We start from the raw sequence: 16,927 nt of genomic DNA, 5'->3' as shown, positions 1-16,927 counted from the left end.
GTACCGGACGGCGTTCGGATGCTCCATCGTACCGGGGAGGTCGCATCCGGGCCCGCGCGCCCTAGACTCGTGATCCGTGCACGCAATCGGAATCGACATCGGCGGGACGAAGATCGCCGGAGCCGTCGTCACGGAGCTCGGCGAGATCCTCGCGGAGGACCGCCGGCCGACGCCCGCGGGGGACCCCGACGCGATCGTGGATGCCGTCGTCGACATGATCCGCGGCCTCGAGGCGCGGCATCCCGTGCGGGCGGCCGGCGTCGCGGCGCCCGGCTTCATCGACGCCGCGCAGTCGACCGTGTACTACACCCCCAACATCGCGTGGCGGAACGAGCCCGTGCAGCGCCGTCTCGCGGCGCTGCTCCCGCACCTCGACATCACGATCGACAACGACGCCAACGCGGCCGGCTGGGCGGAGTTCCGCTTCGGGGCCGGGCGCATGTCGAGCGACATGACGATGCTCACGATCGGCACGGGCGTCGGCGGCGCGGTCGTCGTCGGCGACCGGCTGCTGCGCGGCGGCTTCGGCTCGGCGGGCGAGATCGGCCACCTCCGGGTCGTCCCGAACGGCCTCCCGTGCGGGTGCGGCGCGCGCGGCTGCATCGAGCAGTACGGCTCGGGCCGGGCTCTGCTGCGCATGGCGGGCGAGATCGCGGATGCGGGCGGCATCGGGCAGGCGCTGGCCGCGGCCCGCGAGGAGCGGGGCGGGCGGCTCGACGGGGATGCCGTCGGCGGCCTCATCGTGCAGGAGGACCCCGGCGCGCTCGCGGCGCTGCGCGAGCTCGGCGGCTGGCTCGGACAGGCCTGCGCCTCGCTGAGCGCCGTCCTCGACCCGCAGATCTTCGTCTTCGGCGGCGGCGTCGCGGCGGCGGGGGAGCGGCTCCTCCACCCGGTGCGGGAGTCCTATCTCGCGCACCTCCCGGCCCGCGGCTACCATCCGGAGCCGGTCTTCCTGGTCGCGGAGCTCGTCAACGACGCGGGCGTCGTCGGCGCGGCCGATCTCGCGCGCATCCACTCGGGCGACCGGTAGGGAGAGCGATGTTCTACTGGCTGCTCAAGAACCTCATCGTGGGGCCCTTCGCGCTCACGGTGTTCCGTCCCCGCCTCCGCGGCGTCGAGAACGTCCCGCGATCGGGCGCCGTCATCTACGCCTCGAACCACCTCTCCTTCATCGACTCCGTGTTCCTGCCGCTCGTCGTGGACCGCCCGATCCGCTTCCTCGCGAAGAGCGAGTACTTCACGGGCCGCGGCCTCAAGGGCTGGCTCGTGAAGCAGTTCTTCCTCGGCATCGGCCAGCTACCGATCGACCGCTCGGGCGGCAAGGCGAGCGAGGCCTCCCTCAGCACGGGGCTCGAGGTGCTCTCGGCGGGCGGGCAGCTCGGCATCTACCCCGAGGGCACCCGCAGCCCCGACGGCCGGCTCTACCGCGGGCGCACGGGCGTCGCGCGCATGATCCTCGAGTCGGGCGCGCAGGTGGTGCCGGTCGCGATGATCGACACCGAGAAGGCGATGCCGACCGGCACGAAGCTGCCGAAGGTGCGCCGCATCGGGATCGTCTTCGGCGAGCCGCTCGACTTCTCCCGCTTCGAGGGGCTCGAGGGCGACCGCTTCGTGCTCCGCTCGATCACCGACGAGATCATGTACGAGCTCTCGCGCATCTCCGGGCAGGAGTACGCCGACGTGTATGCGACGAGCGTCAAGGCGCGTCGGCCCGCCAAGCGCCGCTGAGGGAGGCGGGTGCCGCGAGGGCGCGTCAGCGGGGCCCTGCCCGCTCCACTAGGCTCGGTCTCCTGGCGCCCGCGCCCGCATCCCGCATCACCCGCCCCTCCGGAGGACCCCCGTGTCAGACCCGTCCGAGCCCGTCGTCGTCGCCGATCCCGCGATCGTCGAGGGGCTCGACTACTGGCGCGGTCTCCCGATCAAGCAGCAGCCCGCGTGGCCCGATCGGGCCGCCGCGGCGGCCGTCTCCGCCGAGCTCGCGACGCTGCCGCCGCTCGTGTTCGCCGGCGAGGTCGACCTGCTCCGCGACCGCCTCGCGAAGGCGGCCCGCGGCGAGGCCTTCCTGCTGCAGGGCGGCGACTGCGCCGAGACCTTCGCGGGCGCGACCGCCGAGCAGATCCGCAACCGCGTGAAGACCCTGCTCCAGATGGCCGTCGTGCTGACCTACGGCGCCTCCATGCCGGTCGTGAAGATGGGCCGCATGGCGGGGCAGTTCGCGAAGCCGCGCTCGAGCGACAGCGAGACCCGGGGCGAGCTGACGCTGCCCGCCTACCGCGGCGACATCGTCAACGGCTACGACTTCACGCCGGAGAGCCGCGCGGCGGACCCGCAGCGGCTGCTGCAGGGGTACCACATGGCCGCCTCCACGCTGAATCTCATCCGCGCCTTCACGCAGGGCGGCTTCGCCGACCTGCGCCAGGTCCACAGCTGGAACCGGGGCTTCGCCGCGAACCCCGCGAACCAGCGCTACGAGGGCCTCGCGCGCGAGATCGACCGCGCGGTGAAGTTCATGGAGGCCGCCGGCGCCGACTTCGACGAGCTCAAGCGCGTCGAGTTCTACACCGGCCACGAGGGGCTGCTCATGGACTACGAGCGCCCCATGACCCGCATCGACTCCCGCAACGGGACCCCCGTCAACACGAGCGCGCACTTCCTCTGGATCGGGGAGCGCACGCGCGAGCTCGACGGCGCGCACGTCGACTACTTCAGCCGCATCCGCAATCCCATCGGCGTGAAGCTCGGGCCCTCGACGACGCCCGAGGTGATGGAGCAGCTGATCGACAAGCTCGATCCCGAGCGCGAGCCGGGTCGACTCACCTTCATCACGCGGATGGGCGCCGGCAAGGTGCGCGACGCGCTCCCACCGCTCCTCGAGGCGATCACGCGCATGGATGCGACCCCGCTCTGGGTGACGGATCCGATGCACGGCAACGGGCTCACGACCCCGAACGGCTACAAGACGCGCAACTTCGACGACGTCGTGGACGAGGTCCAGGGCTTCTTCGCGGCGCACCGCGCGGCGGGGACGCACCCGGGCGGCATCCACGTCGAGCTCACGGGCGACGACGTGACGGAGTGCCTGGGCGGCTCGGAGCACATCGACGAGGCGACCCTCGCGACCCGCTACGAGTCGCTGTGCGACCCGCGTCTGAACCACATGCAGTCGCTCGAGCTCGCCTTCCTCGTCGCCGAGGAGCTCGGGCGGAGCGCGGGCCGGTAGCCGCCGCGGGCGCGTCCGGAGACGCCTAGAAGTTCGCGCGGATCGTGATGGTCGCCCCGCGCTCGGCGCGCTCGTCCTGACTCGGCACGACCTCCTGCACGGTCGCGATGCCCCACAGCCCCTCGGGCGCGTTGGTCTCGATCTGCACCTCGAAGTCGGCCTCGCGGAGCGCGGCGGCGGCATCGTTGATCGAGCTGCCGACGACATCGGGGATGTCGACGAGGTCGGGTCCGCGCGAGATGACGAGCGTGATCCGGTCGCCCTCGCGGAACACGATCTGGGTGCCGCCCGTCGTCGTGACGATCGCCGAGACCTGCCCCTCCTCGTAGTCGCTCGAGAAGCGGCGCTCGCCCTCGACCGCCGTGAGACCGGCCTGCCGGAGCCGCTGGGCGGCCTCCTCGAAGCTGAGCCCGCGCACGTCCGGCACCGGTCCGAGCGAGACGACGAGCTGCACCGGGAGCCCCTCGCCGTACTCCTCCGTCTCGAGGAGGCTGTCGCCCTCGCCGTCGAGCACGTCGATGACCTGGCCCTCGGGCACCTTGTTCGCGAAGCGCCGATCCGGCTCCTCGGCCGTCCAGTTCGCCTCGTCGACGATCGCCTGCGCCTCGGGCTCCGGCATCCCGCGCTCGATCGTCATCGCCTTCGGCTCGGGCCCCTTGGAGAGGTGGAGCACGATCGGCGCGTCCTTCGCGGCGGGGATGCCGAAGCTCGGGTCGGACTGCGCGACGAGCTCGGGCTCGATCTCGATGTCGAAGACGGCGTCGCCGGGCTCCTCCTGGACCGTGAGGCCGCGCTGCTCGAGCTCGGCCTTCGCGTCCTCGAAGGTCATCCCGCGGATCTCCTGCGGCACGACGACGAGCGCGCCGGGCCCCGCGCTGAACCACCAGCCGGCGACGCCGCCCGCGATCGCGAGCAGCAGCACGATGAGGATGATGATCGGCCCGCGGCGGCGGCGCTTGCGCGACTGCACCGCCAGCGCCGAGGTGCTGTCGCCGATCTCGTCGGTGCGGTGCTGCTGCGGCACGAGCGCGCCGGCGCCCCCGAGCACCTGGGTGGCCTGATCGGAGGGCGCGGGCATCGCGGGCGCGGAGGGCAGGACCATGGTGCGCTGCACCTGGGTCGCGCTCGTGGGGAGCGCCGTCTGGAGGAGCGACTCGGTCTCGTGCAGCTGCTCGAGCAGTGCGCGGGCGTCGACGGGGCGCTCCTCCGGGTCGCGGGCGGTCGCCCAGAGCACGAGCTCGTCGAGCTCCGCGGGGACCTTCGGGTTGCGGCGGCTGGGCGGGGGCACGGAGTCGTTCGCGTGCTGGTAGGCGATCTGCATCGGCTGCTCGCCCTTGAAGGGCTGCTCGCCCGTGAGCATCTCGAACAGCATGATCCCGACGGCGTAGATGTCGCTGCGGGTGTCGGCGACGCCGCGGGTGACGAGCTCGGGGGAGAGGTAGGCGATCGTGCCGAGCAGGGCCTGGCCGGTCGCGGTGTTCGCGCTCGCGGCGCGCGCGAGGCCGAAGTCGCCGATCTTGATGCGGCCGTCGTCGGCGAGGAGCACGTTCTCGGGCTTGAGGTCGCGGTGGACGATGCCGGCCTTGTGCGCCGCGGAGAGGCCCGACAGCACGGCCTCGGCGATGTCGATCGCCTGCTCGGAGGTGAGCGCGCCGTAGTCGTGGAGGAGCTCGCGGAGGGTGATGCCCGGCAGGTACTCCATGACGAGGTAGGCGGAGTCGTGGTCCTGACCCTGGTCGAAGACGTTGACGACGTTGGGGTGCGCGAGCCGGGCGGCCGAGCGCGCCTCCTGGATGAACCGCTGCTTGAACTGCGTGTCGTCGGCCAGATGGCCGTGCATGATCTTGATCGCGACGCGCCGCTCGAGGCGGAGGTCGGTCGCGAGGTAGACGGTCGCCATCCCGCCGCGCGCGATGCGGGAGCGCACCTGATACCGGCCGTCGATGAGACGGCCGATCATCGGGTCGGAGGTGTTGACGCTCACGGGGTCGAGTCTAGGCGCGGAGCCTGGCGAGTCCTCGGGGCGACACGGGGCGCGCCGGTGCGGCGCGGACGGCTCAGCCGAGCTGGGCGAGCCAGGCGGCGGCGCTCTTCTCCCACTTGGCGTACGCGGTCGGGTGCGCCGAGATCTGGACGGCCTGCGCGGCCTTCGTGAGCGACATCGACTCCCAGCCGCGGATGTCGAGCAGGCCGCGCGTCTTGCCCTTGTTCGGGTTCGACGGGCCGCCGTAGAACAGGCGGGCCGCGTGGGCGGGGTTGAGGAGCTGCGACCTCGTGCCCCATCCGGTGCTCGGGCGCTGCTGGAAGAGGCCGAGCGAGTCGCGGTCGCCGTGGTCGATGTTGCGCAGGCTGGACTCCTGCATCGCGGCCGCGAGCGCGATGACGATCCCGCGGTCGCTCACGCCGAGCTGGCGGCCGACCGCGACGATGACGCGGGCGTTCGAGGCCATCTCGGCGGAGAGCGGCGTGACGGTGCTGCCGACGTCCGTGCCGCTGGTCGTCCCGGTCGTCGTGGTGCCGCCCTTGGCGGGGATGCGGAGGGTGCGGCCCGCGTAGATGATGCTCGAGGACTTCAGCCCGTTGGCGGCGAGGAGCGCCTCGACGCGCACGCCGAAGCGCTTCGCGATGGAGGTCACGGTGTCGCCCGAGCGGATCGTGTAGCTCGTGGCCGAGGTGCCGGTCGAGCCGCTGCCGCCCGTCGCACCGGTGGTGGCGGTCGCGCCGCCGCTCGCGGGGATGCGGATCCGCTGGCCGGGGTAGATGATGCTCGTCGCCTTGAGGCCGTTCGCGTCGAGCACGGCCTTCGTCGTGGTGCCGAAGCGCGCGGCGATCCTCGACACGGTGTCGCCGGAGCGGATCGTGTAGCTGCCGCCGGCCGTCGTGACGGCGGCGGTCGCCGGCTTGGTCGCGGCGGTGCCCGACCCGGCGCCCGCGGCCTGGCCGCCGAGCTTGAGCACCTGGCCGGGGAAGATGAGCGACTTCCAGCCGAGGCCGTTCATGGCGAGGACGGAGGCGGTCGAGAGGCCGTAGCGGCCCGCGATGCTCGAGACGGTGTCGCCGGCGGTGACGCGGTGGCTCGCGGGCAGCGCGGGACGGGCGGCCTCGCGGACCTCGCTCGGCGCGACCGCCGGCGCGGGGGCCGCGGCGGGGCGGATCTGGCCGCGCGGGCGCTCGGGCTTCTTCGGGGATGCGGCGGCGGGCTCGAGCGGGCCGGTGAGGCCCGTGACGGTCATGGCCCCGGCGATGACGAGCGGCATGGTGGTCATGAGGCCGCGGTTCCAGCGGCTGCGCGCGAAGGCGGCGGAGCCGCTCGTCGTCGCGATCTCGTCGGTGTTGCGCATGTCTGCCCCTCGCTCCCCGCCCCCGGGACGTCGATCGTCGATTCAGCCCCCAACGCTGTCACAGTTGTTTAACAGTGTCAATCCACGTGATTTGCGTGATTGATGTTACTGACGTGACTGATGTGACCTCGTCAGTCGCCCCCCGCGCCCCGAGCGCGTCGCCGCGTGGCAGGCTGGTCGCGTGACCACCCTCGAACCCAGCGCCTGGCTCGGCATGGCCGAGCTCGTCGAGCTCCTCGGCATCTCCCCGGGCCGCGTGCACCGGCTCATCGAGGAGCGCCGCCTCGTCGCGACGCGCGTCGACGGCGCGCTCCGCGTCCCCGCCGCCTTCCTCCGGGATGGCGAGCCGCTCCCCGAGCTCCGCGGCACCGTCCTGGTCCTCGGGGATGCGGGCTTCGACGACGACGAGATCGTCCGCTGGCTCACCTCGCCCGAGGGCAGCCTCGGCGACGTGCCGCCCATCGAGGCGCTGCTCGCCGGCCGCAAGGCCGAGGTGCGCCGGGTCGCGCAGGCGCTCGGCTTCTGAGCCGCACCCGCCTCAGCTCGAGCGGCGGGTCACCGCGTCGGCGAGCCGTGAGAGCTCCTCGCGAGCGGCGCGGCTGAGCGGCGCCTGGCCGAGCGCCGCGCGTGCCGTGCGCACCGAGTGGCCGATGATGCGGTCCACCTTGGCGACGGCGCCCGAGTCGCGGACGGTCGACTGCAGCATGGAGATCTGACCGGCATCCAGCTCCGGGTCCCCGAGCAGCTCGTCGAGCAGGCGGGCCGCCGAGGGCGGCAGGGCCTGCCGTGCGAGGGCGATGAGCACGGTCCGCTTGCCCTCGCGGAGATCGTCGCCCGCGGGCTTCCCCGTCTCGGCCGGATCGCCGTAGACCCCGAGCAGGTCGTCCTGCAGCTGGAAGGCGACGCCGACGGGGAGGCCGTAGGCCCGCAGCGCCTCGAGCTGCGGGAGCGAGGCCCCCGCGAGCGAGGCGCCGATCGCGAGCGGAGCCTCGACGCTGTACTTGGCGGCCTTGAAGAGGATGACGCGGTGCGCCCGGCGGATGAGGTCCTCGTCGTCGCGACCCCGCCAGGAGCCCTCCTCGAGGATGTCGAGGTGCTGCCCGAGCGTGACCTCCGTGCGCATGCGCGTGAACTCCAGGCGCGCCGCGATCCTGGCCCCGTCGTCGAGCCGGCGCAGCCCCTCGTCGAGGAGCTCGTCGCTCCAGCCGAGGAGGAGGTCGCCGAGCAGGAGGGCGCCGTTGCGCCCGAAGGCCGCCCGGTCGCCCGCGAGTCCGAGCTCGTGCGCGATCGCCTCGAAGCGCCGGTGCGCGGAGGGGCGCCCGCGTCGCAGGTCGGAGTTGTCCATGATGTCGTCGTGCACGAGGGCGGCCGCGTGGAAGATCTCGAGCGCGGCGGCGACCTCGACGACGGCGGGGAGGTGCTCGGCGGAGCGGCCGCTGTCGAGCGGGCCCTCCTCGTCCTCGAGCCCCGCGACGGCCTGCCACCCCCAGTAGCAGAACAGTGCGCGGAAGCGCTTGCCGCCCTGGAGAAGGTCGCCCGCGATGCGGGTGATGTCGGCGAGCTCCGGAGCGATCTCGGCCAGGTGCGATGCGTGCGCCTCGAGCGCCCGGTCGATGCGCTCCTGCACGAGATCGGTGAAGCGCAAACTCTCAGCCACGTGCCTAGCCTACTCAGGCGGGGAAGCCTAGAATGGTGGCCCGAACACGCCGCCACGATCGGAGCCCGAGATGCCACTGTCGGAGCAGGAGCAGCGTCTCCTCGATGAGATGGAGCGCAGCCTCTACCACAACGACGCGGACTACGTCGCGACGGTGGGCGCGAAGGGCCGGGCGAACTACACGGCGATCGCGATCGGCATCCTCATCGGCCTGGCTGGGGTCGTGACGCTCCTGGTGGGCGTCGGGCTCAAGCTCCCGGTCGTCGGCATCCTCGGCTTCGTGCTCATGTTCGGCGGCGCTCTCTTCGCGATCGCCCCGCCGCGCCGCATCCGCCGCGCGGCCGAGGCGCGTGACGCCCGCCGTCAGGCGAGCGGCTTCGCGGACTCCTTCGAGCGGGGCGGCCGCGAGGGCTAGCCCCCTCCGACCCCCACCGGGCTCGCGCGGCGCGAGCTCGAATTCGGCAGCCGGCCTTCGGGCCGGCTTTTTTCGTGCCCGGAATCTTCCACGGTACGGAATTCTCCTCCACCTTCCTCCACCGCCAACTCGCCTGCATTTGCAGGCGAGTTCTCGCGACACGGCCCCAGTTCGGGGCGTCTGCACTGTTTTTGTGGTTGAGAGTGGAGTAAAGTGGAGCAGACCTGGGTTCTGGCCGGAGGAGAGGGGGCCCGCATGCTGCTCGGCACGTTCGCGCCCAAGCTCGACGACAAGGGCCGCATCGTCCTCCCCGCCAAGTTCTGGGACGAGTTCTCGGGCGGTCTCGTCATGACCCGCGGCCAGGAGCACTGCGTCTACCTCTTCAGCCAGCGCGAGTTCGAGAACGTCCACGACCGCATCCGGCAGGCCTCCCTCACGAGCAAGGCGAGCCGCAACTTCCTGCGCCTGTTCCTCTCCGGGGCGACGCAGGAGATCCCCGACAAGCAGCGGCGCGTCACGGTGCCGACGATGCTCCGCGACTACGCGGGCCTCGACCGGGAGCTCACGGTCATCGGCACGGGCACGCGCGCCGAGATCTGGGACACCGCCGCCTGGAACGCCTACTACGCCGAGACCGAGGCGGAGTTCGCTGACACCGACGAGGAGGTGATCGCGGGCCTCTTCTGACCCTGGGATGCGACCTCCAGCCGCTCGCCCTGACGCACCTTCCCCGGTGTCAGGCCGAGAGGATGGGGATCGGATCCGAGGGCCGGCACCGCAGGACATGACCGAGCCCCGCCACATCCCCGTCGCCCTCGAGCGCAGCATCGAGCTGCTCTCGCCCGCCATCGAGCGACCCGGGGCCGTCCTCGTCGACGCGACCCTCGGCCTCGGCGGGCACGCCGAGGCGCTCCTCGAGCGCTTCCCCGAGCTCGTGCTCGTCGGCCTCGACCGCGACCCGCACGCCCAGCGCCTCGCGGGGGAGCGGCTCGAGCGCTTCGGCGACCGCGTCCACCTCGTCCACACGGTGTACGACCAGCTGCCGGAGGCGCTCGAGAGGCTCGGCATCCCCGCGATCTCTGGCATCCTCTTCGACCTCGGCGTCTCGTCGATGCAGCTCGACGAGGTCGAGCGCGGCTTCTCCTACTCGCAGGACGCCCCGCTCGACATGCGCATGGACGCCTCGAGCGCGCTCACCGCGGAGCGGGTCCTCGCGGAGTACGACGAGGCCGAGCTCCGTCGGATCATGCACGTCTACGGCGAGGAGAAGCTCGCCGGGCGCTTCGCGAAGAAGATCGTCGAGCGACGGAGGACGGCGCCCTTCGTGCGCTCGGGCGACCTCGTCGACGTCATCGCCGCCGCGACGCCCGCCGCCGTCCGACGCGCGGGCCACCCTGCGAAGCGCGTCTTCCAGGCGCTGCGCATCGAGGTCAACCAGGAGCTCTCGGTGCTCGAGCGCGCCATCCCCGCCGCGGTCGACTCGCTCGAGCTCGGCGGTCGGATCGTCGTGCTCGCGTACCACTCGCTCGAGGACCGCATCGTGAAGCGCGAGCTCCAGCGCCGCTCGACCTCGACGGCGCCCCGGGGGCTCCCCGTGGAGCTGCCGGAGCACCGGCCCGAGCTGAAGCTCCTCGTCCGCGGCTCCGAGCAGGCGGGCGAGACCGAGCGAGCCGACAACCCCCGCGCGGCATCCGTCCGCATCCGCGCGGCCGAGCGGATCCGGGAGGCCGCATGAGCACGAACCTCGCCCACGCGCTGCCCGCGCCGGCACCCGAGCGCGAGCTCGAGCCGCGCCGGCATCTCGAGGTCGCCCCGAGCCGCGCCCAGCGGCGCGCGCGACCCCGCATCGTCTACGCCCTCGTCACGGTCGGCGGCATCGGCGTCATCCTGCTCGCGCAGCTGCTCCTCAGCATCGTCGCCGCGGAGGGCGCCTACGAGATCTCGGCGCTCCAGGCTGAGCAGCGCGACCTCGTGCGCACGCAGCAGGACCTCGCCGAGTCGGCCGAGACGTGGAGCTCGACGCAGAACCTCATCCGGAACGCCGAGAAGCTCGGCATGGTCGCAAGCGGGAACCCCGTGTTCCTCGACCTCGCGACCGGCAAGGTCTCCGGCACGCCGACACCCGCGGGCGGGAGCCTCACCGACGGCCGCAACCGCATCGGCAACAGCCTCATCGACGCGAGCATGGTCGTCGACCCGAAGGCGCTCGAGCGCGCCGAGTCGCGCGAGTCGGGCGCCTCGACGAGCGAGGGCGAGTCGGCGCGCTCCGAGCAGCGCGAGAACGTATCGTCGGGATCGAGCCGGGAGGGCGGCGACACCACGCTCCCGTCCCCGACCACCCGATAGCACCGAGAAGGGGAGCCCAGCACCCGTGAGCCACGCCCGGAGCACCCGCCGCCGTCTCGCCGCCTCCGTCATCGCCGTCTTCGCGATCGTCGCGCTGTTCTCGGTCCGCCTCGCCGAACTCCAGTTCGTGCGGGCGGAGGACCTCAACGAGGCCTCCGACCAGAAGCGCGTGTTCTCGCTCGTCGACTACGGCATCCGCGGCGACATCGTCGACACGAACGGCGTCGTGCTCGCCGACAGCGTCGAGCGCTACAACATCACGGCGAGCCCGAAGAACATCGACGCCGAGGGCTACGACTACTTCCGCGACGGCGAGAAGGTCCACGTCCCGCTCGAGCAGTGGCTCGCGGAGCTCGGGGAGATCACGGGGCAGAAGCCGCAGCAGATCTACGACATCATCGCCGCGGCGCTCGCGAAGGACCCGGAGTCCGACTTCGTCTACATCAAGAAGAACGTGAAGCTCGGTGTGCTCAAGGCGGTCCGCGAGCTGAAGCTGCCCGGCATCTACGACGAGTACGTGCCCTCTCGCACCTACCCCAACGGCCAGGTCGCCGGCAACCTCGTCGGCTTCATCGGGACCGACGGGCCGCAGGCGGGACTCGAGATCGCGCAGGACGACTGCCTGCGCTCGCGCAACGGCACGTCGACGGTCGAGCTCAGCGCGGACTCCGTGCAGCTCCCCGGCACCGAGGTCGTCACGCGCAAGGCGCGCGACGGCGGCGACATCCGCCTCACGATCGACTCCAACCTCGAGTGGTACGCGCAGCAGGCGCTCGCGGAGCAGGGCGAGTCGCTCGGCGCCGAATGGGGGACCGCGATGGTCGTCGAGGTGAAGACGGGCAAGATCCGCGCGGCCGCCGACTGGCCGACGGTCGACCCCAACGACCCCGGCGGCGCCGACCGCTCGGCGCTCGGCGCGCGGCTGTTCTCCTCGCCCTACGAGCCCGGATCGACCGTCAAGGCCGCGACGATCGCCTCCTACATCGACGCGGGCGTCATCACCCCGACGACGAAGGTCACGGCCGTCGGCCGCTACACGAAGGGGCTGCCGGCCGGCAGCTACATCTCGGACGCCTGGGCGCACGACGACCTCCACTACACGACCGCGGGCGTCCTCATGAACTCCTCGAACACGGGCATCGCCGCGCTCACCGAGAAGCTCCCCTCGAAGACGGCGCGCCACGACTACCTCAAGGCCTTCGGCATGGGCGAGCCCACCGGCGTCGACTTCTACGGCGAGTCGAGCGGCTCGCTCATCCCGGCCGATCAGCTCGACTCGATCACGAACATCACCCAGCAGTTCGGGCAGGGCATGACCGCGACCTCGGCGCAGGTCGCCGGCATCTTCCAGACCCTCGGCAACGGCGGCGTCAAGATCCCGCTGTCGCTCGTGGAGGGATGCGAGAACGCCGACGGGACGACGACGCAGGTCCCGAGCGGGAAGGGCACGCGCGTCGTCTCCGAGTACGCGGCCGACTCGACCGTGCAGATGATGGAGACGGTCGTCAGCACGGGCTTCCTCGGCCCGATCCTCCAGGTGCCGGGCTACCGCATCGGCGCGAAGACGGGGACCGCGGAGGTCGCCGAGAACGGGCGCTACGGCGCCGAGCGCATCGTCTCGGTCGCGGGCCTGGTCCCGGCCGAGGACCCCGAGTACGCGATTGTCGTGACCTTCGCGAAGCCCGATACCATCAAGACGTCCGCCGCGGCGGCGCCCACCTTCAACCAGATCATGAAGCAGGTCATCAAGACCTTCCGGATCACCCCCTCCACGAAGCCGGCGCCGGATCTCCAGCTGGAGTGGTGAGCGGACCGCGGACCGGGTCGCCCCGGATCGCGGCAGGCTGTCAATGAACCGCTCGTCGAGCAGAAGCGAGGAAGCGTGGGCTCTCGGATCCCGCCCGTACTGCGACCGGAGCACCCCTCTCCGCGATCGCTGGCCCGACTCGTCCAGGAGTTCGAGCTCGAGCATCGCGGCGCCGTCGACGGCATCGAGATCTCGGGCATCACGCTGAGCACGGGCGATCTGCACCCCGGCGACCTCTACGTGGGGGTCCAGGGCGCGAACAGCCACGGCGCGAGCTACGCGACGGCCGCCGCGGAGGGCGGCGCGGTCGCGATCGCGACGGATGCCGCGGGCGCCGAGCTCGCCGCCGGAAGCGGGCTCCCCATCCTCCTCGTCGAGGAGCCGCGCGAGGCGCTCGGCGAGCTCGCCGCCTGGGTCTACCGCACGCGCGAGGACGCCCCGCTCCTCTTCGGCACGACCGGGACGAACGGCAAGACGTCCACCTCCTATCTCCTCGAGGGGATCCTCCGGCAGCTCGGCCTCGTGACGGGCCTCAGCTCCACCTCCGAGCGCCACATCGGCGACCTCACGGTCGTGAGCCGCCTCACGACACCCGAGGCGAGCGAGATGCACGCCCTCCTCGCCCGGATGCGGGAGGCCGGCGTCCGCGCCGTCGCGATCGAGGTGAGCGCGCAGGCGCTCTCGCGCAACCGCGTCGACGGGATCTGCTTCGACGTCGTCGGCTTCACGAACCTCAGCCACGACCACCTCGACGACTACGCCGACATGGAGGAGTACTTCCAGGCGAAGCTGCCGCTCTTCACGCCTGAGTTCGGGCGCCGCGGCGTCGTCTCCCTCGACACCGCGTACGGGCGGCGCGTCGTCGAGGCCTCGCACATCCCCGTGACGACGATCTCGGCGACACCGGGCGTCGAGGCGGAGTGGACCCTCGAGCTCCTCGAGGAGCAGCCGGCCTTCAGTGAGTTCCGGCTCACGGGCCCCGACGGGCGCGCGCTCACGACGCGGGTCCCGCTCATCGGCTGGCACATGGCGGCGAATGCGGGACTCGCGATCGTCATGCTCGTCGAGGCGGGCTTCGAGCTCGAGGCGATCGGCCAGGCGCTCGACGCCGACGGCGGCATCCGCGCCTACCTGCCCGGGCGCACCGAGCGGGTCTCGGGCGACCGCGGGCCGAGCGTCTTCGTCGACTTCGGCCACAGCCCCGACGCCTTCGAGAACACGCTCGGCGCGGTCCGCGCCTTCACCCCCGGCCGCACGATCATGGTCTTCGGCGCGGACGGCGACCGGGATGCCACGAAGCGCCACGAGATGGGGCGCGTCGCGGCCGAGGGCTGCGACATCCTCGTCATCACCGACCACCACCCGCGCTTCGAGGACCCGGCCTCCATCCGCCGCACCCTCCTCGAGGGCGCCGCGCTCGCGGAGCATCAGCCGGAGCGGACCCTCGAGGTGAGCCCGCCGGAGGCCGCCATCCGCGCCGCCGTCGAGCTCGCGCGCGAAGGCGACTCGATCCTCTGGGCGGGCCCCGGGCACCAGGACTACCGCGACATCCGCGGCGTCCGCACGCCGTACTCGGCGCGCGACGAGGCCCGCGCGGCGCTGCGAGAGGCGGGCTGGGCGTGATCGCGCTGCGCCTGGGCGAGCTCGCGCGCGTCGTCGGCGGCGAGCTCTCCGCCGGGGCCGACCCCGAGCTCCTCGTGGACGGCTCCGTCGAGACGGACTCGCGGGAGGTCGGGCCGGGCTCCATCTTCGTCGCCTACCGCGGCGAGGCCCTCGACGGCGCCGACTACGCGGCGGAGGCCGCCCGGGCGGGCGCCGCGCTCGTCGTGGCGGAGCGTCCGCTCGAGCTGCCCGTGCCGGTCGTCGTCGTCGACTCGGGCGTCGCGGCGCTCCAGGCGCTCGCGCGCCACGTCGTCGCCGAGGTGCGCGCGCTCGGCGGGCTGCGGGTCGTCGGCATCACGGGCTCGAACGGCAAGACGACGACGAAGAACCTGCTCCGCGAGATCCTCGGGGCCGAAGGCCCCACCATCGCCCCGCGCGGCTCCTTCAACAACCACGTCGGCGCCCCGATCTCGATGCTGCGGATCGACCGCGAGACGCGCTTCCTCGTCGTCGAGATGGGCGCGAGCTCCGAGGGCGACATCGCCCGGCTCGTCGACATCGCGACGCCCGACGTGTCGGTCGTGCTCAAGGTCGGACTCGCCCACGCGGGCGAGTTCGGCGGCATCGAGGTCACCCAGCGGGCGAAGTCGGAGATCGTGCGGACCCTCCCGGCGGCCGCCGCCGCGATCCTCAACCTCGACGACCCGCGGGTCGCCGCGATGCGCGAGCTCACCGCCGCGCGCGTCATCGGCTTCGGACTCGGCCCGGACGCGGAGGTGCGCGCGGAGGACGTGCGCGCGAGCGCCGAGGGCACGGCCTTCTGCCTCCGCATCGGCGAGGCGTCGCACGAGGTCCGCCTGCGCATCCTCGGCGAGCACCACGTCTACAACGCCCTCGCGGCCCTCGCGGTCGCCCGCGAGCTCGGGGTGCCGCTGGCGCGCGCCATCCCGGCGCTCGAGGGCGTCGCGCGTGCCGAGCGGTGGCGCATGGAGGTCCTCGAGCGCGCGGACGGCGTCACGATCATCAACGACGCCTACAACGCGAGCCCGGATTCGACGGCCGCGGCCGTCAAGGCGCTCGCGCAGGTCGCGGGGGAGCGGCGCACGGTCGCCGTCCTCGGCGAGATGACGGAGCTCGGGGAGGTCGCGGATGAGGAGCACGATCGGATCGGCCGGCTCGCGGTGCGGCTCGACATCCGCCAGCTCGTCGTCGTCGGGCACGGCGCCCGCCACATCCACAACGCCGCGGGCCTCGAGGGCTCGTGGGACGGGGAGTCGATCCTCGTCGAGGACGCGGATGCCGCCTACGATGTCCTGCGTGGTCTGCTCCGCTCCGGTGATGTCGTGCTCGTGAAGTCCTCCAACTCCGCGGGCCTGCGCTTCCTCGGCGACCGCCTCGGGGAGGCCTCCGCATGATCGCGCTCCTCATCGCCGGCGCCTTCGCCCTGTTCTTCACGCTGTTCATGACGCCCGTCTTCATCCGGGTCTTCAACCGGATCGGCTGGGGCCAGTTCATCCGCGACGACGGGCCGCAGACCCACCACGCGAAGAAGGGCACGCCCACCATGGGCGGCATCGTCTTCATCCTGGGCGCCTGCCTCGGCTACGTCGTCGGGCACCTCGTCGCGGACGAGCCGATGACGCGTGTCGGGGTGCTCGTCCTGGGCCTCATGGTGGGCCTCGGGATCGTGGGCTTCGTCGACGACTTCCTCAAGACGCGCAAGCAGCGCAGCCTCGGCCTCGGCGGCTGGGCGAAGATCGCCGGGCAGGTGATCGTCGGCACCGTGTTCGCCGTCCTCGCCCTCACGGCGCCGGACGAGAACGACCTGACCGCCGCCGGCTACGGGCCGGACCACCCGAACGGCTTCACGGTCTTCCTCTCGGCCGTGCGCGAGATCGAGTGGCTCAACCTCGCGATCTTCGGCACCGCGGGGATGGTCATCGTCTTCGTGCTCTGGACGAACATCATCGTGGTGAGCGCCTCGAACGGCGTCAACGTCGCGGACGGCCTCGACGGCCTCGCCTCGGGCGCCTCGATCTTCGCGATCTCGGCCTACATCTTCATCGGCTTCTGGCAGTTCAACCAGGCGTGCGGCGGTGTGAACCTGCTGCCCGAGAACGTCGAGAACTGCTACGTCGTGCGCGATCCGCTCGACCTCGCGGTCGCGGCGGCGGCGATCGCCGGCAGCCTCATCGGGTTCCTCTGGTGGAACACGAGCCCCGCGCAGATCTTCATGGGCGACACCGGCTCCCTCGGGCTCGGCGGCGCCCTCGCGGCGCTCGCGATCCTCAGCCGGACCGAGCTCCTCCTCGTCCTCATCGGCGGCCTGTTCCTCATCGTGACGGGCTCGGTCATCGTGCAGCGCGCCTACTTCAAGATCACGAGGGGGAAGCGCATCTTCCTGATGAGCCCGCTGCACCACCACTTCGAGCTCAAGGGCTGGGCGGAGGTGACGGTCGTCGTCCGCTTCTGGCTCATCGCCGGCCTCTTCGTCGCCTCGGGCGTCGGCCTGTTCTATCTCGAGTGGATCAGCGGCTGA

At 72.1% G+C, this 16,927-nt stretch carries 15 protein-coding genes; 12 read left to right on the top strand and 3 right to left on the bottom strand.

All coding sequences use genetic code 11. From position 1 onward, the window contains the following. The first annotated feature begins 76 nt into the window (after positions 1-76). From OF852_RS04015 to OF852_RS04005, 3 genes are all read left to right on the top strand, one after another. Entirely contained in the window at positions 77-1,030 is a 954-nt protein-coding gene (locus OF852_RS04015) for an ROK family protein (RefSeq protein ID WP_271120517.1), read from the top strand. Between the two features lie 8 nt (positions 1,031-1,038). Then, positions 1,039-1,728 (top strand): lysophospholipid acyltransferase family protein, encoded by a 690-nt coding sequence (locus OF852_RS04010; protein ID WP_271120516.1) that lies wholly within the window; start codon positions 1,039-1,041, stop codon positions 1,726-1,728. A gap of 112 nt (positions 1,729-1,840) precedes the next feature. Continuing rightward, positions 1,841-3,220 carry a class II 3-deoxy-7-phosphoheptulonate synthase gene (locus tag OF852_RS04005; protein WP_442908645.1) on the top strand — a complete coding sequence of 460 codons (1,380 nt, stop codon included), beginning with the start codon at positions 1,841-1,843 and terminating at the stop codon, positions 3,218-3,220. Positions 3,221-3,245: 25 nt separating this feature from the next. Here the strand turns inward: OF852_RS04005 and pknB are convergent, their stop codons facing one another. Continuing rightward, positions 3,246-5,180 (bottom strand): Stk1 family PASTA domain-containing Ser/Thr kinase, encoded by a 1,935-nt coding sequence (gene pknB, locus OF852_RS04000; RefSeq protein WP_442908657.1) that lies wholly within the window; start codon positions 5,178-5,180, stop codon positions 3,246-3,248. 97 nt (positions 5,181-5,277) lie between these two features. Next, positions 5,278-6,561: a LysM peptidoglycan-binding domain-containing protein gene (locus OF852_RS03995; protein ID WP_271120514.1), complete on the bottom strand. Its 1,284-nt coding sequence runs from the start codon at positions 6,559-6,561 to the stop codon at positions 5,278-5,280. Between the two features lie 214 nt (positions 6,562-6,775). Between OF852_RS03995 and OF852_RS03990 the strand changes: the two genes are divergently transcribed. Then, positions 6,776-7,087 (top strand): Rv2175c family DNA-binding protein, encoded by a 312-nt coding sequence (locus tag OF852_RS03990; protein WP_271121110.1) that lies wholly within the window; start codon positions 6,776-6,778, stop codon positions 7,085-7,087. A gap of 12 nt (positions 7,088-7,099) precedes the next feature. On the opposite strand, the gene OF852_RS03985 is transcribed toward OF852_RS03990, so the two are convergent. Continuing rightward, complete coding sequence (locus OF852_RS03985) at positions 7,100-8,218, bottom strand: polyprenyl synthetase family protein (RefSeq protein WP_271120513.1); 1,119 nt, start codon at positions 8,216-8,218, stop codon at positions 7,100-7,102. Positions 8,219-8,288: 70 nt separating this feature from the next. On the opposite strand from OF852_RS03985, the gene OF852_RS03980 reads away from it, so the two are divergent. The 8 genes from OF852_RS03980 to mraY all read left to right on the top strand — a co-directional run bounded on the left by OF852_RS03980 (position 8,289) and on the right by mraY (position 16,927). Next, positions 8,289-8,633: a DUF3040 domain-containing protein gene (locus OF852_RS03980; protein WP_271120512.1), complete on the top strand. Its 345-nt coding sequence runs from the start codon at positions 8,289-8,291 to the stop codon at positions 8,631-8,633. Between the two features lie 255 nt (positions 8,634-8,888). Then, positions 8,889-9,320 (top strand): division/cell wall cluster transcriptional repressor MraZ, encoded by a 432-nt coding sequence (mraZ, locus tag OF852_RS03975; protein ID WP_271120511.1) that lies wholly within the window; start codon positions 8,889-8,891, stop codon positions 9,318-9,320. A 97-nt stretch (positions 9,321-9,417) separates the two neighbouring features. Next, positions 9,418-10,368 (top strand): 16S rRNA (cytosine(1402)-N(4))-methyltransferase RsmH, encoded by a 951-nt coding sequence (gene rsmH, locus OF852_RS03970; protein ID WP_271120510.1) that lies wholly within the window; start codon positions 9,418-9,420, stop codon positions 10,366-10,368. Continuing rightward, positions 10,365-10,979 (top strand): hypothetical protein, encoded by a 615-nt coding sequence (locus OF852_RS03965; RefSeq protein WP_271120509.1) that lies wholly within the window; start codon positions 10,365-10,367, stop codon positions 10,977-10,979. The genes rsmH and OF852_RS03965 overlap by 4 nt, the downstream gene beginning before the upstream one ends. 25 nt (positions 10,980-11,004) lie before the next feature. Next, positions 11,005-12,786, top strand: a complete 1,782-nt coding sequence (locus OF852_RS03960) for a peptidoglycan D,D-transpeptidase FtsI family protein (protein WP_271120508.1) — start codon at positions 11,005-11,007, stop codon at positions 12,784-12,786. A gap of 75 nt (positions 12,787-12,861) precedes the next feature. After that, positions 12,862-14,409: a Mur ligase family protein gene (locus tag OF852_RS03955; RefSeq protein ID WP_271120507.1), complete on the top strand. Its 1,548-nt coding sequence runs from the start codon at positions 12,862-12,864 to the stop codon at positions 14,407-14,409. Further along, the gene (locus tag OF852_RS03950) at positions 14,406-15,803 is read left to right on the top strand and encodes a UDP-N-acetylmuramoyl-tripeptide--D-alanyl-D-alanine ligase (RefSeq protein ID WP_271120506.1); all 1,398 of its coding nucleotides are present in this window, start codon (positions 14,406-14,408) and stop codon (positions 15,801-15,803) included. The genes OF852_RS03955 and OF852_RS03950 overlap by 4 nt, the downstream gene beginning before the upstream one ends. Then, on the top strand, positions 15,800-16,927 hold the full coding sequence (gene mraY / locus OF852_RS03945; protein WP_271120505.1) for a phospho-N-acetylmuramoyl-pentapeptide-transferase: 1,128 nt from the start codon (positions 15,800-15,802) through the stop codon (positions 16,925-16,927). Before OF852_RS03950 ends, mraY begins: the two co-directional genes overlap by 4 nt.

It is taken from the genome of Homoserinibacter sp. YIM 151385 (assembly GCF_027912415.1).
In the GTDB taxonomy this organism is placed as follows: domain Bacteria; phylum Actinomycetota; class Actinomycetes; order Actinomycetales; family Microbacteriaceae; genus Schumannella.
The sequence above is the reverse complement of the archived record's forward strand: the minus strand, read 5'-3'. Positions and strand labels throughout refer to the sequence as shown.